Raw genomic sequence first — 21,008 nt, 5'->3', positions numbered from 1 at the left:
GCGCTCAATTGTGATAATATTCTATGAGTGTGAAAACACATAATCACTATGGTCCGCTGAAATCCTTATTTTAAGAACATAGGAAGAAGGAGAAGGAAAAATGAACAACAAATTAATCGATGCAATTACTAAAGAACAACTCCGTACTGACATCCCGGCTTTCCGTCCTGGTGATACTTTAAAAGTACACGTACGTATCGTTGAGGGAACTCGCGAACGTATCCAGGTCTTTGAAGGTGTGGTAATCAAACGTCGTGGTGGCGGTATCTCTGAGACTTTCACGGTTCGTAAGATTTCTTACGGTGTGGGTGTAGAACGTACTTTCCCGTTACACACGCCAAAAATCGAGAAAATCGAAGTATTACGTCGTGGTAAAGTACGTCGTGCGAAACTTTACTACTTACGTAGCTTACGTGGTAAAGCTGCGCGTATTAAAGAAATTCGCTAATAAAAGCGTGAAGCATCCTGAGTATTCAGGATGCTTTTTTTGTTATCCGACATTTCCGGCAGGATTGTTCATTGACTCAACCAGACGTACACTATATGATTTACCAAGTAACGAAAAAGAAATGAAAAGGAGTGAAAAAATGCTATATATTTTCAGATATTTAAAAGCCTTCATGCTTCCGCTCTTACTGGCCGTCGTCCTTCTATTTGTACAGGCATTCAGTGATCTGAGTCTGCCGAACTATATGTCAGACATTGTTGATAATGGTATACAGCAGCATGGTGTGACGGATGAGGCACCAGAAGCCATCAGTCAGGCCGGCATGAAACTGATGCAGACCTTTATGACAGATAGTCAGAAAGAAAAGGTCAAAGCTTCGTACAAACTCGTCGACGCTGATCAGTACAAAGATACATACAAAAAAGCAGAAGGGCAGTTTTATCTCAGACAGGATGTATCAAGTAGTAAGCTGAAAGATTTAAATAGGACATTCCACAAATCAAGTCTTGGACTGTTCAATGCTCTCAGCGATGCTCCAAAATCCCAGAAACAATCTTCGCAACCGGCCGGGAAGAAGCTGGATGTGACTCAGCTCTACAAGATTCAGCCAGTTCTTGATCAATTGCCTGAAACGAAAAAAGAAGCATATCGCAACCAGCAAGCAGATAATGATATCATGACGAAACAGCTAGGTGTCAGTCTGACGCAGTCTTTTTATCATGAACTGGGTCTTGATCTTACCAAAATACAGACCGCTTACATCATTAAAATGGGTCTTGTAATGCTCGGGGTTGCGCTGATCGGGGGTCTCGCAACGATCCTTGTGAGCTTACTCTCGTCGCGAATTGCGGCCGGTCTTACGCGTGACCTGCGCCGTGACGTCTTCAGAAAAATCGAAAGTTTTTCATTCAAAGAGATTGATAACTTCTCAACGGCTTCGTTGATCACACGTTCTACAAATGATATGACACAGATTCAGCAGTTCTTTATGATAGGCATCCGTATGATCTGTTATGCACCGATCATGGGGGCAGGCGGTGTCATTATGGCGATCAACAAATCAAACGCTATGAGCTGGATTATCGTGATTGCCGTTGTCATTTTGCTGGCCTTTATCGGCATTATCATGGCGCTTGCCATTCCAAAGTTTAAAATCATTCAGCAACTGGTGGATAAGGTCAACCTCGTATCCCGTGAATTTTTAAGTGGTTTAATGGTGGTCCGGGCATTCGGGACAGGAGAGCACGAGAAAAAACGTTTTAATGTTGCCAACAAAGATCTGACAGACACTAACCTGTTTATCGGTAGAGTGATGTCACTTATGTCGCCTGTAATGACACTCATTATGAATGGTGTCTCGCTTGTTATTGTCTGGGTAGGTGCACACCGTATTGCCGATGCTTCTATGCAGGTCGGTGATATGATGGCTTTTATTCAGTATACGACACAGATCATCATGGCTTTTCTGATGTTATCATTTACCTTTATCCTGATTCCGCGTGCTGCTGTCTCAGCTGGTCGTATCAAGGAAATACTGGAGACAGATTTATCAATAGCAGACCACCAGAACACGAAAGAATTTATCAATCACTCTGGTCTGGTTGAATTCAGAAACGTCAGCTTTAAGCATGACGGCGCGAAGGAATATGCGCTGAAAGATATCGATATAGTGGCAAGACCAGGAGAGATGACTGCGGTCATCGGCTCAACAGGCGCTGGAAAATCGACCCTGATTAATCTGCTGCTCAGATTCTATGATACGACGCACGGGGAAGTGCTGTTAGACGGCGTCAATGTCAGGGATGTCAAGCTGCAGAGCCTGCGAGATCGTATTGCACTTGTTCCGCAGAAAGCAGCACTCCTGAAAGGCACTGTTCGTTCTAATCTACGGGTCGGTAAAGAAGACGCCACTGATGAAGAGATGCTTGAAGCGCTTGATATCGCTCAGGCAACGGAATTTATTGCACAGATGGACGGACTTGATACAGAAATCTCACAGAACGGCAGTAACTTATCCGGTGGTCAGAAGCAGCGTCTCGCCATCGCACGTGCCGTACTCCGTGATGCTGAAGTTCTGATCTTTGATGACAGTTTCAGCGCACTGGACGCAAGAACAGAGAAACAGCTCAGACTGGCCCTCTTTAATCAGCAGAAAAGGAAGACGATTATTGTGATCGGCCAGCGTGTCACATCTATCATGGGGGCTGAACAGATTATTGTTCTGGATAAAGGCGAAGTGGTTGGCAGAGGGACACACGATGAACTGCTGAGAACAAACGAGGAATATTTTGAGATTGCATCATCACAATTATCTGAGGAGGAGCTGGCATGAAACAGGACAAACCGACTAATATGAAGCAAGCGCTTATGCGACTCTTCAGCTATATCGCCACCTATCGTCTGATGATTCTGCTGGTGATTGTTTTAGCGATGGTCTCAACAGTCTTTATGATTTTTGGACCGAAGATTCTCGGTAACGGAATTGATGTCCTCTTTAAAGGCGTCATCGCTCAGACAAACGGCACCGGCAGGATTGATTTCGGTGAGATAGAGCGCGTCTTACTTTTACTGACAGTATTTTACCTGGTCAGTGCACTCTTCAATTATCTGCAAGGATATGTCATGTCTGGTGTCACCGCTAAAATAACCTATTCTTTAAGAGAGGATCTCAATAAGAAACTCCATAAGCTGCCGCTGAGATTCTATGATAAAACTTCACAAGGTGATGTCTTGAGTCGTATTACCAATGACATCGATACCATCAGCCAGACGTTAAATCAAAGTCTAGCGCAGATTATTACGTCCATCACGATGCTGGTCGGCATCTCTATTATGATGTTCACCATCAGCTGGCAGCTGACTCTGGTTGCCCTGTTGACACTGCCGCTGTCGATGATTGCAGTTGTCATGATTATGAAGAATTCACAGATTCATTTTAAGAATCAGCAGGAGTCACTCGGACTGGTCAATGGGCATGTTGAGGAAATGCTTGGCAATCATACCGTGATTAAAGCATTCAACCGCGAGACAGAATCAGGCAGCACATTTGAGGCATACAATGATACGCTTTACAAATCAGCCTGGAAAGCGAACTTCCTGTCCAGTCTGATCATGCCGATTACGATGTTTATCGGAAATATCACTTATGTCGTCATCTGTATACTCGGCGGCTACTTTGCGGTCAAAGGGACGATGACTGTCGGCGGTATCCAGGCCTTTATCCAGTATATCCGTCAGTTCAATCAGCCGATCTCTCAGATTGCGAGTATCAGTAATACGCTGCAGCTGACTGCAGCTGCGACAGAACGGGTCTTTGCGATTATCGATGAGCCAGAAGAAGTGAAAGATGATGAGCATGCATTATCAGTCGTTGATAGCCGGACAGATGTAGACAGAGATCATGTCTATATCGAAGGGGCAGTGGACTTTGAAGGCGTGAACTTCGGTTATAACGCAGATAAGACAATCATCAATGATTTTTCAGCACACGTGAAACCGGGGCAGAAAGTCGCCATTGTCGGGCCGACAGGTGCAGGTAAATCAACCATCGTCAAGCTCTTGATGCGTTTTTATGATGTGAACAGCGGTGCGATTAAAATAGATGGCATCAATATCCAGGACTTTAAACGAGATGAGCTGCGTAAACTGTTCGGCATTGTCCTGCAGGATACATGGCTATTCAACGGCACGATTCGTGAAAACATCCGCTACGGGAAACTGGACGCCACAGATTTAGAAGTAGAGCAGGCAGCACGTGACGCGCAGGTCGATCACTTCATCAGGACATGGCCGCATGCGTACGACATGATCTTAAATGAGGAGACGAGCAATGTCTCACAAGGTCAGAAACAATTATTGACCATTGCCCGAGCGATTCTCTCGGACCCTAAGATTCTGATTCTCGACGAGGCAACAAGTAACGTCGACACCCGGACGGAAGTCCTGATCCAGAAAGCGATGGATAAGCTGATGGAAGGACGGACCAGCTTTGTCATCGCGCACCGTCTCTCAACTATCCGGAATGCGGACCTGATTCTCGTCATGAAGAACGGGGACATCATCGAGCAGGGTACACATGATGAACTGCTGAAGCAGGACGGCTTCTATAAAGGCTTATATGACAGCCAGTTTGACGAGGCAGTTTAAAAAATCCCGTTATATCTTTTGAGATATAACGGGATTTTTCTATTCAGCAGGCGGTGCAATGGTGTCGATTTCTTCTTGATTAGTGACGGTACTGCGTTTTCCGCGACTCACTTTTTGTATATACCAGATAGCGGTGGCTAAACCGATAAGGCTGATGAGCTGCATCAGATGGAAGTAGGGCGGTGTGTAAGTGAGTTCTATTTTTCTGGCATTTTTGTCTACTTTGACAGCGGTCATTAAGTAGTTGCCTTCAGAAACTTCAGCTTTCCTGCCGTCCACTTTAGCAGACATCCCGTTTAAATAAGGCGTCGGGATTACAGCGTAACCTGTATCATGCGGACTCAGTGTCGCGACGAGTTTACCACCTGCCTGAGTCAGCTGATGCTTCTGCTGCTGTGTAGCTGATTCCAGTGTCGTATAATCTTCACCGTAGATGCCGTTGATGTGATACGTATAAGTACCCGACATAAGCTTCAGCTGAATCAAATCACTCGCTTTGATCCGCAACGTGATAGTCGGATTGAAACGGCGGTAGTCATCATCGAGCGGTTTCCGGGACTGATAGATCTCATTGATCCAGACGTAATGATAGCGGCTCGGCGTTTTCAGTTCGATACTTAGATCCACATATAAATCTTTATAGCGGTCAGCCAGACGTTTAGGGAGACGATAGGTGATGCCGCCCTGATCCTGACTGACGATGAGCTGTTGACCGTCATATGTCGCATTATTCAGTGACATCGTAGTCTGAGGCAGGAGATTTTCAGCTGGAGTCACTTTTGAGTTGGAGGGACTGTCCAGCACAACACCCTCAAGCATCGCGTGCTCGCGGTCAATCGGTGTTTTCAGCTCTTGTGGATTGAACACTTTATCCGTGACTCTGACCAGCGGCAGTTCATGGGTATTGCGGTAGACAGAGTAGCGTTTCTCCTTGCCCTGTCTCTGATCGGTCAGTTCAAAACCATAGGGCAGTGTCGCGATATTATCGGTCCGGATGGAATGGTTGACATTAAAGAGACTATAGAGATTCGCCCGTTCACCCAGCCGGTAGTAGATGCTGTTGCTGTCTGTGTCCATCGTGATATTCAGTTCCTCATCATAGAACTGATAGATATCTTTGTCAAAGATACTTGAATAAAGCTTGATGCCGTTGAAATGCTGATAAAGCGGTGTGTTATGTGTGGCCGAAGTCTGCCAGTCAATCCGGGCTGCAGGTGATTCTGTTGTGATATTCTTGATGATTGACCGCTGCGTCTCACTGTTATATTTATCCGACTGGACAAATGCCAGGTCATGTTCATAGAAGGGATGGAGTGTATCCATCTGTTCACGGATGTAGTCATAGACAAAATAGAGGTTCATGATGACAACCGTCACAGTGAGGAACTGAAAAGTGATCACTTGTGGTCTGTATACATAAAGCATGATGATAACAGCTACAACCGGAATGAAGATCAGCCAGGTGAGCGATTTGCCACTGCCGATAACCGACAGGCTATAGATGAGTGAGACAGGTAGCAAGGAAATGATGATATCCTTCAAGGTCAGGTTCTTCAGATGATGCAGGTAGACCGCGACCAGACCGGCCGCGGAGAATGCAAGCATATAGACCCAGCGTCTCTGGTCAATTGAAAAGCCGTTGAAGAAACTATCAAATAAGGGGGACAATGAACCCGCCATGAAGAGCCAGGTAATGACGGCGAACAGTCTGAAGGTATAGTTTCTGTATAGCTTGAACGTAAAAAGTGCCATCACCGCAACAAATGGTATAACGATATAGTAGCCGTCATAGAAGAGGTTATAATGGCTGATAAAATCAATGAACGGCTTCAGCTTGATCGGCGGGAGTGTCCGGTCATTCAGCAGATAGCTCGTGACGCCCGTATAGAAGCCGACAGCACTGATCATGAGCGCGATAAGTGACGAGATAACAATCGTGATGAGCTTCGTCCGTCTCGATACGCTATCGCTCGCCTTCCTGTAGAGTGTCCGGTAGATGAAATAAAAGAGCACAAAGATAAACTGATAGTAACTGAAATAAAAATTGGAATGGAGCGTCAGTGCGATGCCTAAAAGATAGAGGCCGATTTTACGCTCGGCAAAGTACCGTTCCATACCGAGTATCGTCAGCGGCAGATAGAACATCACATCGCTGAAGAAACTCCAGGTAAAAGTGAAGAAGAAATAGACGGTCGAATAGCCGTAGAGAAATGCACTGGCCATGCTCGCATATTGATTGATACCGAGATACTTGAAAAGGCGGTAAGTGACATAGAGAATCGCTGTCAGCTTAAAGATGGAGACGATGATCTGATTGACAAACCAGAAGTCAGGGCTGCCGGTGTTCAGCGGCAGAAAGAGATCCAGCAGATAGACGGCTCCGAAATTGAGATAGGCGATCGGTGAAGTCGAATAATAATAGGCAAGGCTGCGAAAGAAATCGCCGCCTATGCCGAAGCCCATATCATAGAAAAAATTAAACTTTGAGAACTGCTCATATAAATAGAGCTGAAAAGGGATCATCTGCGCGATACTGTCGCCTTTACCTGAGAACAGGATGCCCTCAGTGACAAATCTGTAAATGATGACACTATGAGCCAGAAGCGACAGGACAAGACAGGTGATGAACGTTTTGTATTTCATGGTTTACGCTTCCTTTGTACCGGTTTTAGATAAAACAGGGCAGCAATGAGTGACAGCAGCGAAATAAGGACAGTCAGATAGAAATAGGGCGGTATATATTTGAACTCGACCACTCGAGCATCAGCGGGCACTTTGACGACTGCCTGCAGATAATTGCCGCGTTCAACAGGTGCCTTCTTGCCATCGATGCGCGCAGTCAGACCGTCACGGTAAATAATCGGTGTGACGAGGTAGCCTGCACGATGCTCTTTGAGGACAGCCTGCATATGATGACCGTCTTCAGTGAACTTGATTTCATTCGTCCGCTCAGCCTTTTCAAGAGCCTGATAGTCTTCACCGTAGATCCCCTGGATGTTAAAGCGGTAGGTCCCTTGCGTCATCCCGATTAAAATCTTGCCGTTCTTCGGCTTGACCCGGTACAGCAGATCGTCCTGATGAGTCCGGTATTTACTGGACTTGAAGAGACGGTTATTCGCATAGCCGTTGACATTGATCTGGATATTGCTTTCAGCAGAAGTCAGTTCGGCATGAAGTTCCACATAGAAATCCTTATACTTTTTCAGTGCGTCCTTCGGCAGTGTGATGATCACACCCCCGCTCGGCGGATTGACGCTCAATGTTTGATTGTACGTCTGCCATGTAGCACCTGATGCCTGAATGGTACTTGAGCTGAGCAGATTTTCAGCTGGTGATATTGAAGCGGTGGATTCTCCGTTGAGCACCACACCTTTTAACATCGCATGCTCACGGTCGATCGGTGTCTTTAGGGTATCAGCGTCAAATATAGTGTCTGTTACTTTAGCGACAGGCAGCGGCAGGGTGTTCTCATAAATATTATACTTGCCTTTTGTCTCGATCAGCTTGAAATTCTCAGGAACATCAGTCTGGTAATCTTTTCTGACGAGATAGCGCACATTAAAGAGCGACTCCAGATTGCTGCGTGACTGGAAAGTGGAGTAGCGGCTGATAGATTCTTCCTTCAGATTGATCTTCAGCTGATGATAATAGAAGTCTATCAGTGAACCGTCAAAGATGCTGGAATATAGACTGACCCCCGGGAAACGCTGATAGAGCGGGGTATTATCCTGTTCAAGCACTCGCCAGTCGATACGTTCGCCTGGCTTCAGTCTGGCCTTTAAGTCATTGATGATCTCCTGCTGCAGTCCTGAGTTGTAGACGCTCGATTCAATGTAGGACATCTTCGCCCTGCTGTCGATGCCCGGATTATAGTTGTCATACACGTTATGTTCTTTCACGACATGCCAGTTGAAGAGCATCAGGGCAGCGATCTGTGCGATATAAAGCACTTGCTGGGCACGTTTATTTTTAACCAGCAGGATGCATAGGCCGATTAACGCGATGACCGGCAAATACCAGAGCCATTCCACTTTCTTGTCGATATAGATGTAGCTCAGACCCACAATGATGAAGCCGGGCAGCAGTGAATAGAGATAATTCTGGACCGAAATATGACGGAACCGGGCGATATACATGGCGATCAGCCCGCTGGAGAAGAAGGTCAGTAAATAGTGCCACCGCTTCTGCGGTGCTGAGAAACCGTTGAAGACAGAATCGATAAAGGGCATGAAACTCAAGTAAATCAGGGCGATGGTCATCAGTGCAAAGAAACGATAGAAATAAGAGCGGTAGAACTTAAAAGTGAAGAGTGCCTGCAAGGTAATGTAGAGAACGATGACCAGATAGTTATCATAGAAGATATTAGCGTGCTGATCGAATGTATTGAAGAGTGTCATCGGGTCGGTATACGGTGCGCGGTCATTCTGCAGAAAGCCTTTGACGCCGTAGAAAAAGCTGAACATCGAGATGCCCGTTCCCAGTAAAGTCATCATCAGGAAGGCTTTCCACTGGTCGAGTCGCGCGGCACGGTCTCTTTCAGAGCGGAAAATCATGCGGATGATAAAGTAGATCACCCCGAAAAGCATCTGATAATAGGCGAAATAGAAATTATTGATAAGAGACAAGGCGACAGCAGTGATAAACCAGATCTTCTTCTTGTCCTGAATATACTTCTCTATGCCGAGCAGAAGCAGCGGCAGGAAAATAAAGACATCTGAAAAGAATGACCAGTAAAGCGTAAAGCGGAAATAAATCGCTGACGTCAGAAAGAGAAAAGCACCGAGCAGCGCACTTATACGGTCCACCTTCAGATAGGTGAAATAAAGATAGGTGAAATACATGGCCACAGCAGACTTGAAGATGGAAATATAGAATGCATTGACCGCCCAGAACTGGATGCTCTCCGTCTTAAAATGAAAGACCAGGTTCAGCCACCAGATGGCGACCATATTCACATAAAAGACAATCGAAGTCGAATAATAGTAGGCCAGATCAGTATAATAATCGCCACCGAGACCAAAATCCATATCATAGAAAAACTGACCATGCGACCATTTATCATAGAGAAACAGCTGGAAAGGCAGCATCTGCTCCAGCCCGTCGTTAGGCCCCGTGAAGATCGTACCGTCCTTCAAGAACCGGTAGATATAGAAACTGTGTCCGAAAACTGCGAGCAGCAGAAAAAGAAAAGGGAATAGATACTTTTTATTTTTCATGATTATTCTCGACGAAAATATATTTTGCGATCACATAAGTGACAGGTACTGTGATGATGAGCGCCGGGAACGGTGCGAGTCGTTCATCGAGTCCCATCTTGACGAAAAGCATGAGCAGCAACGTCTGTAATCCCATATTGATGACCTGCGTCAGCGGGAACTTCAGGAAGGTCGACCATTTCGGTCTGACATGATAGACGATATAACAGTTCAAGTAGTAGGAACAAATAAACGACCAGAGGAACGCGGTGATGTGACTGACCATATAAGGTGCGATGTGGAGCAGCAGTAAGTACATCACATAATAATTGACGGTATTGATGACACCGACAGCTACAAAACGAATGAATGCAGAGCTGAATAGTCTAGTCATGTTTCAGCTCCTCAGCGTTCGTGCGCTCAACAATAAAATGAGGCCGTCTTTTGCTCTCTGAATAAATACGGCCGATATATTCACCGATGACACCCAGACTGAACAGCTGGACACCCCCTAGAAAGAGGATGGCTGAAATGATGGTGAAGTAGCCCGGTTCATCTATGCCGGTGAAAATAATCTGGATCAGCGTAGTCAGAATATAGAGCAGACAGATGATCAAGGTCACTGTGCCGAAATAAAAGCATACTCTGAGCGGTTTATTGTTATAGCTGAGCACGCCGTCAATCGCATAATCCAGAAGGGACACGAAATTGAAAGAGGACTGACCTGCTTCCCGTCTGACATTCTTAAAAGGAATGGTTTTCTTGCTGAAGCCGACCCACTCAAATATGCCTTTTGAGAAGCGGTTGTACTCATCAAGTGACAGAATAGAGTCAATCACGACCCGGGAGATCAGTCTGAAGTCTCCTTCACCGTCCACGAGATCAACATCAACATTGAAGTTGATCAGTTTATAGAACAGCTGACTCGGAATCTTTCGCAGGATATGTTCACCGTCCCGGTCACGCCGTGCGACCACCTGATCGTATCCTTCCTGGTAGGCGGCGACAAACTGCGGAATCAGTTCCGGTGGATGCTGGAGGTCAGCATCCAGTATGATGGCAGCATCTCCGGTCGAACATTTTAAACCGGCAAGCATCGCAGACTCCTTGCCGAAGTTGCGTGAGAATGAGACATATTTGATATGAGCGTCCTGCTGACTGAGGGCTTCAATCATTTCAATCGAACGGTCGCTTGAACCGTCGTTGATCATAATCAGCTCATAATTATATTCATTTGCTGTCATGGTTTGTGTGATAGAATGATGAAGTCGACTGATATTTTTTTCTTCATTATAGATAGGGACGATTAATGATAATTTCATGATGACTCCTTTGTTAATGCTGATTATTAATATCAGACTATATCATAACATGAATTAACTTAAAGACTCATGAAAGAAGGTAATGACATTGACAATACAATGGTTTCCCGGCCATATGGCCAAAGCACGACGTGAAGTAACGGAACAGCTGAAGATGGTGGACTGTGTCTTTGAACTGCTGGATGCCCGCATTCCGTACGCTTCCAGCAACCCGATGATCAGTGAGATCATCAAAGATAAACCGCGTGTAGTCCTGCTGAATAAAATGGATATGGCAGATCCGAGAGAAACAGCGAAATGGATGAAACATTTTGAAGCACAGGGGGTCTATCCTGTCGCCCTCGATGCGAAGAACGGCAAGAACTTGAATATGGTCATTAAGGCGGCAGAAGCGGTGACGAAGGAGAAGTTTGACAGACTGGCGGCTAAAGGACTACGTCCACGTGCCATCCGTGCCATGATTGTCGGTATTCCGAATGTAGGGAAATCCACGCTCATCAACCGTCTCGCCAAAAAATCACTGGCAAAGACCGGCAATATGCCTGGGGTCACCAAGAAACAGCAGTGGATCAAGGTCGGTAAAACACTCGAACTGCTGGACACACCGGGTATTCTGTGGCCGAAATTCGAAGACCAGATTGTCGGTAAAAAACTCAGTCTGACAGGCGCCATCAAAGATAGTATCGTCCATCTCGATGAAGTGGCGATCTATGGCCTCGAATATATGCAGTCCCACGACCTCGCAACCCTCAATCACCATTATCATATTACTATAGAAGAAAATGATCCGTATCTGGAAATCTTCGATCAGATCGGTAGAAGCCGTGGCATGAAGAACAAGGGGAACGAAATTGACTACGAGTCTGTCATCGAGCTTGTGGTCCGCGATATTCGTAATGCGAAGGTCGGACGTTACACTTTTGACCGAGTAGAGGACTTAGGACATTCAGATGAAGCTGAGTGAACTGAAGACAGCACTTCAGAGCTACCATACAGCTGCAGAGATACACAATGATTTCGGCCAGGATACGCGTGCCGGCGCCAGAAAGCTGGTGGCCCAGAGGCTGAAACAGCTGGAGCAGGCAGAGCAGGTCAGAAAAAATTATAGGCAGGCGATGGAGTTTGAAAACCGCTATCCAGGTGAAATCATCTGCGGTATAGATGAAGTGGGCCGTGGACCGCTGGCCGGTCCTGTTGTGGCATGTGCAGTGATACTGGAAGAGAATCATTTCTATCCGGGGATGACCGATTCGAAGAAACTGTCTGCAAAGAAAAGGCGAAGTATTGAGGCCCTTCTTCTCAGCCAGGTGCGCGACTATGCGATAGGGATAGCGACGGTTGAAGAGATTGACGCCATCAATATATACGAGGCCTCTAAGCTTGCGATGCGGCGAGCTGTTGAAAGCCTCAAGGTTAAACCGACTGTCCTGCTGATAGATGCCATGACGCTGAACACCGGCTTGATTGAAGAAGCGATTATTAAAGGGGATATGCGCAGTGTCTCGATCAGTGCGGCCAGTATACTGGCGAAAGAGTATCGTGACCGGCTGATGGCAGAATACGACAAACTATACCCGGGCTATGATTTCAGTCAGAATGCAGGTTACGGAACAGCGAGGCATTTAGCGGGTATTCAGGAGCGCGGCATTACACCGATCCACCGGCGGACATTCGAACCGATCAAGTCGATTATCAGCACCGACTGACAATTATCGTTTACAATAACGCTTACATTTCCTATAATTGTACCGTAAGCTGAATTTAACCCGTATTTAGGAGGATGGAAGATGAATATCCATGAGTATCAAGGGAAAGAAATTTTTCGCTCAATGGGTGTAGCTGTACCGAACGGTTCAGTTGCTTATACACCTGACGAAGCAGTTGAAGTAGCAAAAGGATTAAAAGAGGGCGTTTACGTCGTTAAAGCTCAAATCCACGCAGGGGGCCGCGGTAAAGCGGGTGGCGTTAAAATTGCGAAAAGCTTGGATGAAGTGAAAGATTATGCTGAAGAACTGTTAGGGAAAGTACTGGTCACTCACCAGACAGGTCCTGAAGGTAAAGAAGTTAAACGTTTACTGATTGAAGAAGGATGCGATATCCGGAAAGAATATTATCTCGGTTTCGTCTTAGACCGCGCGACTGACTCTGTTGTATTGATGGGTTCAGAAGAAGGCGGCACGGAAATCGAAGAAGTAGCTGAGTCAAATCCTGAGAAAATCTTCAAGGAAGTCATCGATCCTGTTACCGGTTTAATGCCGTTTCAGGCACGTCGTTTAGCTTTTAACATTAATATCCCTAAAGAATCTGTCAATAAAGCAGTGAAGATCATGATGGGACTCTATGATGTCTTCATTCAGAAAGATGCGTCAATCATCGAAATCAATCCGCTCGTCACAACAGGTTCCGGTGATGTGCTTGCGCTCGATGCTAAGATCAACTTCGACTCTAACGCTCTGTTCCGCCATAAAGATATCGTTGAACTCCGCGACCTGGAAGAAGAGGATCCAAAAGAGATCGAAGCGTCTAAATATGATCTGGCCTATATCGCACTGGATGGCAACATCGGCTGTATGGTCAATGGTGCGGGACTTGCGATGGCAACGATGGACACCATCAACCATTTCGGCGGCAATCCGGCGAACTTCCTTGATGTAGGGGGCGGCGCAACGAAGGAGAAGGTAACAGAAGCATTCAAGATCATCTTAGGTGATGACAAAGTAGAAGGTATTTTTGTCAATATCTTCGGTGGTATCATGAAATGTGATGTTATCGCTGAAGGTGTCGTTGCGGCAGCTAAAGAACTTGAACTGACGATTCCTCTTGTCGTGCGCTTAGAAGGGACCAATGTTGACCAGGGCAAAGAAATTCTGGAGAACTCTGGTCTTGCGATCACACCTGCCGGCACAATGGCAGAAGGGGCACAGAAAATCGTTGAATTAGTTAAACAAGCTAAATAGGAAGCGGGGAGAAATTCGTGGGAGTATTTATTGATAAAAATACGAAAGTATTAGTACAAGGGATTACAGGAGCAACAGCTCTTTTCCATACTAAACAAATGATTGAATATGGGACACAGATTGTAGCCGGCGTCACACCTGGTAAAGGCGGCATGGAAGTTGAAGGCGTACCGGTCTTCAATACAGTAGAAGAAGCGGTGAAAGCAACAGGCGCTACAGTTTCTGTTATCTATGTGCCGGCACCATTTGCAGCCGATGCGATTGTAGAATGTGTCGATGCAGAACTTGAGCTGGCTATCTGTATCACTGAACATATTCCGGTTCTTGACATGGTCAAAGTCAAGCGTTATATGAAGGGCAAGAAAACACGTCTCGTCGGTCCGAACTGTCCAGGTGTGATCACAGCTGATGAATGTAAGATCGGTATTATGCCGGGCTACATCCACAAAAAAGGGCATGTCGGCGTCGTATCACGTTCTGGGACTCTTACTTACGAAGCAGTTCATCAGCTGACACAGCTCGGTATCGGTCAGACAACAGCTGTCGGTATCGGCGGCGACCCTGTTAACGGTACCAACTTCATCGATGTTCTGGAAGCGTTCAACAATGACCCAGAAACATATGCAGTGGTCATGATCGGTGAGATCGGTGGAACGGCTGAGGAAGAAGCAGCTGAATGGGTCAAAGCGAACATGACGAAGCCGGTTGTCGGCTTCATCGGTGGTCAGACAGCACCTCCAGGTAAACGTATGGGTCACGCCGGCGCGATCATTTCAGGCGGTAAAGGGACAGCGGCTGAAAAAATCAAAGCGATGAACGCAGCAGGCATTAAAACAGCGGCTACACCGTCAGATATCGGTTCTACTTTAGTGGAACGGATTAAAGAAGAAGACGGCCTGTACGAGAAATGTCTGACTGTTAAATAATGCATTGAGAGGCAGACTGAAGTCTGCCTTTTTCTGTTATTTCGATCTGCAATCGCTGCTTTTTTCTCGTGAAATTTTACATAATCCATATAGAACATACATGTCTCTGACACTGAATCTTTAAGAAGAAGTCCTAAGATGAAGATGAGGTGAAGAGATGAATGATCTGATACTGAAATTAATCTATGCCGGTTTTACCACGAAGCAGCTCCACCAGTATTATCGCCAGTTCGGTTGTTTTGACTTCATTTCTGAGAAATACGAGATGCTGCTGAGAGAAGGGAAGGATGAACGCCTGTCAAGCAAGCTGCGTGCTCTGCGGACGCTTGATAGCGGGCAGATCAGACAGAAGCTGAGTCGTGATCGTATTCAGACTGTGTTCTATAATGAGCCTGATTATCCCGCTCTACTGAAAGAGATCTACGACTTTCCTTTTGTTCTTTTTTACAGAGGCGATATTAAACTTGCCCAGCAGCAGGCCCTTGCTATTGTCGGCGGGCGTGAACGGACAGATTATACCAAGCAGGTCCTTAAGCGTATGATGCCGGAACTAAAGCCCCTGACCATTGTCAGCGGCCTGGCAAAGGGCACTGACGCTGACGCCCATCTTTCAGCTCTGGAACATGGCGGCCGGACAATCGGTGTCCTCGGATTCGGTCATCTGCATCATTATCCGAGCGAAACTGCCCTGCTCAGACGGCATATGGAAGAGCATCAGCTGGTCGTCAGTGAGTATCCGCCTTTTGCGGGACCGAAGACCTGGCAGTTTCCGGAACGCAACCGGCTGATCAGCGGGCTTGCTGACGGGGTATTGGTCATTGAAAGTAAAAAACGCTCAGGTAGTCTCATCACACTTGATCAGGCGCTGGATCAGAACCGGAATGTCTACTGTATACCGGGACCGGTCACAAGTCCGTATTCAGAAGGCAGCAATCTGAGAATCTGTGAAGGGGCCAAGATGTGTCTTGAAGCACGTGATATACTTGAAGATTTTATCGTCTGAAAATTTAATAATTGACAGTACTATCCTTGACCGTTATCATTTACACTTGAAAACGAGTTAAGAAGGGGAGATACAATTGGCAGAGAATCTTGTCATTGTTGAATCGCCTGCAAAAGCAAAAACCATTGAAAAGTATTTAGGAAAAAAATTTAAAGTCATTGCTTCTATGGGCCACGTCAGAGATTTACCACGTAGTCAGATGGGCATTGATGTTGATAACAATTTTGAACCTCGATATATCACAATCCGCGGTAAAGGTCCTGTCGTGCAGGACTTGAAGAAACATGCGAAAAAAGCGAAACATGTCTATCTCGCAAGTGACCCGGACCGTGAAGGTGAAGCGATTGCCTGGCATTTGGCACATATACTGGATATCGATCAGAAGGCAAAATCACGTGTGGTCTTCAACGAGATAACGAAGGACGCCGTGAAGGAGAGTTTTAAATCTCCGCGAGAAATCAAACATGAACTAGTGGATGCACAGCAGGCACGTCGGGCACTCGATCGTCTTGTCGGCTATAACATCTCACCTGTATTATGGAAGAAAGTCAAAAAAGGTCTGTCGGCGGGGCGCGTGCAGTCTGTAGCGCTCAAGATGATTATAGACCGTGAGGAAGAGATCAATGCGTTCAAGCCTGAAGAATACTGGACCATTGATGGCACATTCAAACATAAAGGTATCACGTTCAAAGCGAAATTCCTGCATGAGAATGGCAAGCCGAAGAAACTGAAGACCAGTCAAGACGTCAAAGCGATTGTCAGTCAGCTCTCAGGCGACCAGTTTGATGTCACAGACGTAGCTAAGAAAGAAAAATTACGTTATCCGGCTCATCCATTTACAACATCCTCTCTTCAGCAGGAAGCGGCAAGAAAACTGAACTTTAAAGCGCGTAAGACAATGATGCTTGCTCAACAGCTGTATGAAGGGATCGATCTTAAGAAACAAGGGACAGTCGGTTTGATCACTTATATGAGAACAGACTCCACACGTATTTCTGAGACAGCAAAAAGTGAAGCAGCCGGTTACATTAAAGAGCAGTATGGTGACAACTATCTGTCACAGCGTAAAGCAGGAAAACAGAAGGAAGGTGCACAGGATGCGCATGAAGCGATCCGCCCGACTTCTGCCCTGCGGACGCCGAATGCGATGAAAGATTATTTATCACGTGATCAGCTCCGGCTGTATAAACTGATCTGGGAACGTTTTATGGCGAGCCAGATGGCACCTGCTGTCATCGATACGGTAGCCGTTGATTTAACACAAGGTGCTATCAAGTTCCGTGCCAATGGCCAGACGATTAAATTCAAAGGATTTATGAGCGTCTATATTGAAGGTCAGGACGATGTGGAAGAAGAAGGAGAGAACCGTCTGCCGGAACTCGTGGTCGGTGACAGTGTGCAGGCGACAGCTATCGCTGAGAACCAGCACTTTACTCAGCCGCCGCCGCGCTATACTGAAGCGCGTCTTGTCAAGACACTGGAAGAGAAAGGTATCGGCCGCCCATCGACCTATGCGCCGACACTTGATACAATCCAGAAACGTAACTATGTGAAAGTGGACCAGAAGAAGTTCTATCCGACTGAACTCGGGATCATTGTCAATGACAGTGTCAAAGAATACTTCCCGGAGATTGTTGAAGTTGATTTCACCGCTAACATGGAATCCCTGCTGGACCGCGTTGCGAACGGTGAAGTGGAATGGAAGAAAGTCATTTCTACTTTCTATGACAATTTTAAGATAGATTTAGAACGCGCAGAAGCAGAGATGGAGAAGATTGAGATCAAGGATGAGCCTGCAGGTGAAGACTGTGAGAAATGTGGCTCTCCGATGGTGATCAAGATGGGACGCTACGGCAAATTCATGGCCTGCTCTAATTTCCCGGACTGCCGCAATACGAAAGCCATCGTCAAGACAATCGGCGTTCCTTGCCCGCAATGTGAGAGTGGTGAGGTTGTCGAACGTAAATCCAAGAAGAACCGGATTTTCTACGGCTGTACCAACTATCCTGAATGTGAGTATATCTCATGGGATAAGCCGGTTCCGAGAAAATGCCCGAAATGTGAAGCGCAGCTTATTGAACGCAAAAAAGGCAAGAACATTCAGGTGGTCTGTACGAACTGTGAATATGAAGAAAAACCGCAATAATCCGACGATGTGCATCAGCACATCGTTCTTTTAGTTTATTTAATTATCAGAATATATTACAATCATTAAGGATTAAGGAGGAGTAATAATGACAACAGTAAATGTAATCGGGGCTGGACTTGCCGGCTCAGAAGCGGCTTATCAGCTTGCAGAACGTGATGTGAAAGTCAATCTATATGAAATGCGGCCGGTGAAACAGACACCTGCTCACCATACCGATAAATTTGCCGAGCTCGTCTGCTCAAATTCATTGAGAGGAAACGCACTGACAAATGGTGTCGGTGTCCTGAAGGAAGAGATGCGCAGACTGAACTCGCTTATCATGAAAGCAGCAGACGCAGCCAGTGTTCCTGCAGGGGGCGCTTTAGCTGTAGACCGTCATGAGTTCAGCGGCTATATCACAGAGACACTGAAAAATCATCCGAACATCACCGTATATAATGAGGAAATCCATTCGATTCCTGAAGGACCTACTATCGTGGCCACGGGTCCTCTGACGACTGAAACGCTCTCTAAAAGCATTCAGGCGCTGACGGGTCAGGATCATCTCTATTTTTATGATGCAGCAGCGCCGATTATCGAGAAAGATTCTATTGACATGAATAAAGTCTATCTGAAATCCCGTTATGATAAAGGAGAAGCCGCTTACCTCAACTGTCCGATGACAGAAGAGGAGTTCGACCGCTTCTATCAGGCTATTCTTGATGCAGAAGTCGTACCGCTTAAGGAATTTGAGAAAGAGATTTATTTCGAAGGCTGCATGCCGTTTGAAGAAATGGCGAAACGCGGACGTAAAACATTATTGTTCGGACCGATGAAGCCGGTCGGCCTGGAAGACCCGAAAACAGGCAAGCGTCCTTTTGCAGTCGTACAGCTCCGTCAAGATGATGCAGCTGGCACTTTATACAATATTGTCGGTTTCCAGACGCATCTTAAATGGGGGGCGCAAAAAGAGATTCTGCAGTTGATCCCAGGTCTTGAGAATGTGGAGATTGTCCGCTACGGTGTGATGCACCGTAACACCTTCATCAATTCACCGACTAATCTTGAGCCGACTTATCAGTTCAAAGGAAAAGACGATTTATTCCTGGCAGGTCAGATGACGGGTGTAGAAGGCTACGTCGAGAGTGCTGCAAGCGGCCTGATTGCCGGCATCAACGCTGCGAAGATAGCGGCGGGTCTAAAGCCTGTTGTCTTCCCGCAGTCGACGATGATCGGTGCCATGGCCCATTACATCACCCATACGAACGCCAAGAACTTCCAGCCGATGAATGCGAACTTCGGTCTCTTGCCAAGTCTTGACAAGCGTATCAAAGATAAGAAAGAACGCTACGAGACACTGGCGCATAAAGCACTTGACAGCCTCGATCAATTTAAAGTCACATTATAAAGCTATAAATTGATTATAATTTCTGAATTGTGATACAATTCGGATAAATGAGGTGCTATAATGGACAAGGCTATCGAAGATTTCAGCCGTTATCTGCTTTATGAAAAAGGATTCTCGCCTCATACGCAGACGGCATATATACAGGACGTGCTGCAGTTTGAACAGTATCTTAAAGCACAGCATCTGCAAATAGATACCTTTCAGTATCGTGATGCAAGAGGGTACCTGGTACATTTATATAATCAGCAGCTGACCCGTTCAACTGTTTCCAGGAAGATTTCCAGTCTGAAGACGTTTTATCGCTTTCTCAGACTGGACCAGGAAGAGATGAATCCTTTTGACAGTCTGATTCATCCGAAACAGGATAAATACCTGCCTCAGTTTTTCTACGAAGAGGAGATGGCGCGCTTGTTTGCTGAAGTCGATCAAGGCAAGCCGTTTCATAAAAGAGACCGCCTGATTCTTGAGCTGCTGTATGCGACCGGACTGCGAGTATCTGAACTGGTCAGCCTGAAGCTGACGGATATTGATGAAGAGATGATGGTGCTGAAAGTACTGGGTAAAGGGAATAAAGAGCGCATTGTACCTTTCGGTCAGTTTGCGCTTGAAAGTCTGAGGGATTACCTGCCACTTAGACGTCAATACGCCAAGGACCATGACGGACTGCTGATCAATCAGCAAGGCGGCATACTGACAGTTCGCGGGGTCCGCTATATTCTGACTGACATCATCAAGCGCACCGGCCAGGTGTCACATATCCATCCGCATATGCTGCGCCATACGTTTGCGACGCATCTGCTGAATGAAGGCGCCGACCTCAGAACAGTGCAGGATTTACTCGGTCATGTCAATTTATCAACGACAGGCCGCTATACCCATGTCACGAAAGAACATCTGAGACAAACCTATTTGAGTGCACATCCCCGTGCCTAAAGGAGAGAAACGAATTGACTACGATATTTGCAATCAGACACGATGGCCACACTGCGATGGCAGGTGATGGTCAGGTCACACTCGGTGAACAGGTCATCATGAAAGCAACCGCTAAAAAGGTCCGCCGATTATATGACGATAAAGTTGTGGCGGGCTTCGCCGGCAGTGTGGCAGATGCTTTCACTTTATTTGAGAAATTTGAAGCTAAACTTTATGAATATAACGGCAACTTATCACGTGCTGCTGTCGAACTGGCAAAAGAATGGCGTGGTGACAAGATGCTGCGCCAGCTTGAGGCCATGCTTATCGTGATGGACGAGAAGGAGCTGCTCCTTGTCAGCGGGACCGGTGAAGTCATTCAGCCTGATGATGATATCATTGCTATCGGTTCAGGCGGCAATTATGCACTGAGTGCCGGCCGCGCACTGAAAAAACATGCGCCGCATCTGTCTGCCAGTGCCATCGCACAGGCCAGTCTTGAGACGGCGGCCGATATTTGTGTATTTACCAATCATAATATTATTCTTGAGGAACTTTAGGGG

General features: G+C 46.3%; 16 protein-coding genes. 12 read left to right on the top strand and 4 right to left on the bottom strand.

Going from position 1 to position 21,008, the window contains the following annotated elements; genetic code table 11:
• Positions 1-100 precede the first annotated feature (100 nt).
• The 3 genes from rplS (at position 101) to ERX55_RS07410 (ending at position 4,594) form a co-directional block, all read left to right on the top strand.
• A complete protein-coding gene (gene rplS / locus ERX55_RS07420; protein ID WP_133451941.1) occupies positions 101-448 on the top strand; it encodes a 50S ribosomal protein L19 in 348 nt (115 codons plus the stop codon).
• A gap of 139 nt (positions 449-587) precedes the next feature.
• Positions 588-2,780 carry an ABC transporter ATP-binding protein gene (locus tag ERX55_RS07415; RefSeq protein WP_133451940.1) on the top strand — a complete coding sequence of 731 codons (2,193 nt, stop codon included), beginning with the start codon at positions 588-590 and terminating at the stop codon, positions 2,778-2,780.
• Positions 2,777-4,594, top strand: a complete 1,818-nt coding sequence (locus tag ERX55_RS07410) for an ABC transporter ATP-binding protein (RefSeq protein ID WP_133451939.1) — start codon at positions 2,777-2,779, stop codon at positions 4,592-4,594. Before ERX55_RS07415 ends, ERX55_RS07410 begins: the two co-directional genes overlap by 4 nt.
• A gap of 39 nt (positions 4,595-4,633) precedes the next feature.
• Here the strand turns inward: ERX55_RS07410 and ERX55_RS07405 are convergent, their stop codons facing one another.
• From ERX55_RS07405 to ERX55_RS07390, 4 genes are read right to left on the bottom strand one after another with little or no spacing between them, the layout of a single operon-like run.
• Positions 4,634-7,237 carry a YfhO family protein gene (locus ERX55_RS07405; RefSeq protein ID WP_133451938.1) on the bottom strand — a complete coding sequence of 868 codons (2,604 nt, stop codon included), beginning with the start codon at positions 7,235-7,237 and terminating at the stop codon, positions 4,634-4,636.
• A complete protein-coding gene (locus ERX55_RS07400) occupies positions 7,234-9,810 on the bottom strand; it encodes a YfhO family protein (protein WP_243721478.1) in 2,577 nt (858 codons plus the stop codon). Before ERX55_RS07400 ends, ERX55_RS07405 begins: the two co-directional genes overlap by 4 nt.
• Positions 9,800-10,183, bottom strand: a complete 384-nt coding sequence (locus ERX55_RS07395) for a GtrA family protein (RefSeq protein ID WP_133451936.1) — start codon at positions 10,181-10,183, stop codon at positions 9,800-9,802. Before ERX55_RS07395 ends, ERX55_RS07400 begins: the two co-directional genes overlap by 11 nt.
• Positions 10,176-11,111 (bottom strand): glycosyltransferase family 2 protein, encoded by a 936-nt coding sequence (locus ERX55_RS07390; RefSeq protein WP_133451935.1) that lies wholly within the window; start codon positions 11,109-11,111, stop codon positions 10,176-10,178. Before ERX55_RS07390 ends, ERX55_RS07395 begins: the two co-directional genes overlap by 8 nt.
• Before the next feature lie 88 nt (positions 11,112-11,199).
• Here ERX55_RS07390 and ylqF point away from each other — a divergent pair, with 88 nt between their 5' ends.
• The 9 genes from ylqF to hslV all read left to right on the top strand — a co-directional run bounded on the left by ylqF (position 11,200) and on the right by hslV (position 21,005).
• A complete protein-coding gene (gene ylqF, locus ERX55_RS07385; RefSeq protein WP_133451934.1) occupies positions 11,200-12,075 on the top strand; it encodes a ribosome biogenesis GTPase YlqF in 876 nt (291 codons plus the stop codon).
• Positions 12,056-12,817, top strand: coding sequence for a ribonuclease HII (locus tag ERX55_RS07380; protein ID WP_424960685.1), 762 nt, complete (start codon positions 12,056-12,058; stop codon positions 12,815-12,817). The genes ylqF and ERX55_RS07380 overlap by 20 nt, the downstream gene beginning before the upstream one ends.
• Before the next feature lie 81 nt (positions 12,818-12,898).
• Entirely contained in the window at positions 12,899-14,068 is a 1,170-nt protein-coding gene (gene sucC / locus ERX55_RS07375; RefSeq protein WP_133451932.1) for an ADP-forming succinate--CoA ligase subunit beta, read from the top strand.
• A gap of 17 nt (positions 14,069-14,085) precedes the next feature.
• A complete protein-coding gene (gene sucD / locus ERX55_RS07370) occupies positions 14,086-14,994 on the top strand; it encodes a succinate--CoA ligase subunit alpha (protein ID WP_133451931.1) in 909 nt (302 codons plus the stop codon).
• A gap of 157 nt (positions 14,995-15,151) precedes the next feature.
• Positions 15,152-15,997 (top strand): DNA-processing protein DprA, encoded by an 846-nt coding sequence (gene dprA / locus ERX55_RS07365; RefSeq protein ID WP_133451930.1) that lies wholly within the window; start codon positions 15,152-15,154, stop codon positions 15,995-15,997.
• A gap of 76 nt (positions 15,998-16,073) precedes the next feature.
• The gene (topA, locus tag ERX55_RS07360; RefSeq protein WP_133451929.1) at positions 16,074-18,143 is read left to right on the top strand and encodes a type I DNA topoisomerase; all 2,070 of its coding nucleotides are present in this window, start codon (positions 16,074-16,076) and stop codon (positions 18,141-18,143) included.
• A gap of 85 nt (positions 18,144-18,228) precedes the next feature.
• Positions 18,229-19,533 (top strand): FADH(2)-oxidizing methylenetetrahydrofolate--tRNA-(uracil(54)-C(5))-methyltransferase TrmFO, encoded by a 1,305-nt coding sequence (gene trmFO, locus ERX55_RS07355; protein WP_133451928.1) that lies wholly within the window; start codon positions 18,229-18,231, stop codon positions 19,531-19,533.
• Positions 19,534-19,593: 60 nt separating this feature from the next.
• Complete coding sequence (gene xerA / locus ERX55_RS07350; protein ID WP_133451927.1) at positions 19,594-20,466, top strand: site-specific tyrosine recombinase/integron integrase; 873 nt, start codon at positions 19,594-19,596, stop codon at positions 20,464-20,466.
• Positions 20,467-20,480: 14 nt separating this feature from the next.
• Entirely contained in the window at positions 20,481-21,005 is a 525-nt protein-coding gene (gene hslV / locus ERX55_RS07345) for an HslVU peptidase proteolytic subunit (RefSeq protein WP_133451926.1), read from the top strand.
• Positions 21,006-21,008: the final 3 nt, after the last annotated feature.

Origin of the sequence: Macrococcus bovicus (assembly GCF_004359575.1) — a bacterium.
In the GTDB taxonomy this organism is placed as follows: Bacteria; Bacillota; Bacilli; order Staphylococcales; family Staphylococcaceae; genus Macrococcus; species Macrococcus bovicus.
This window is presented reverse-complemented; position numbering and strand designations above follow the sequence as displayed.

Excerpts from the sequence above, each read along its gene's own strand:
- ERX55_RS07395 (WP_133451936.1), bottom strand. The coding sequence starts at position 10,183 with ATGACTAGACTATTCAGCTCTGCATTCATTCGTTTTGTAGCTGTCGGT.
- xerA (WP_133451927.1), top strand. The coding sequence starts at position 19,594 with ATGGACAAGGCTATCGAAGATTTCAGCCGTTATCTGCTTTATGAAAAA.
- ERX55_RS07405 (WP_133451938.1), bottom strand. The coding sequence starts at position 7,237 with ATGAAATACAAAACGTTCATCACCTGTCTTGTCCTGTCGCTTCTGGCT.
- sucC (WP_133451932.1), top strand. The coding sequence starts at position 12,899 with ATGAATATCCATGAGTATCAAGGGAAAGAAATTTTTCGCTCAATGGGT.
- ERX55_RS07390 (WP_133451935.1), bottom strand. The coding sequence starts at position 11,111 with ATGAAATTATCATTAATCGTCCCTATCTATAATGAAGAAAAAAATATC.
- dprA (WP_133451930.1), top strand. The coding sequence starts at position 15,152 with ATGAATGATCTGATACTGAAATTAATCTATGCCGGTTTTACCACGAAG.
- ERX55_RS07400 (WP_243721478.1), bottom strand. The coding sequence starts at position 9,810 with ATGAAAAATAAAAAGTATCTATTCCCTTTTCTTTTTCTGCTGCTCGCA.
- ERX55_RS07415 (WP_133451940.1), top strand. The coding sequence starts at position 588 with ATGCTATATATTTTCAGATATTTAAAAGCCTTCATGCTTCCGCTCTTA.
- rplS (WP_133451941.1), top strand. The coding sequence starts at position 101 with ATGAACAACAAATTAATCGATGCAATTACTAAAGAACAACTCCGTACT.
- ERX55_RS07410 (WP_133451939.1), top strand. The coding sequence starts at position 2,777 with ATGAAACAGGACAAACCGACTAATATGAAGCAAGCGCTTATGCGACTC.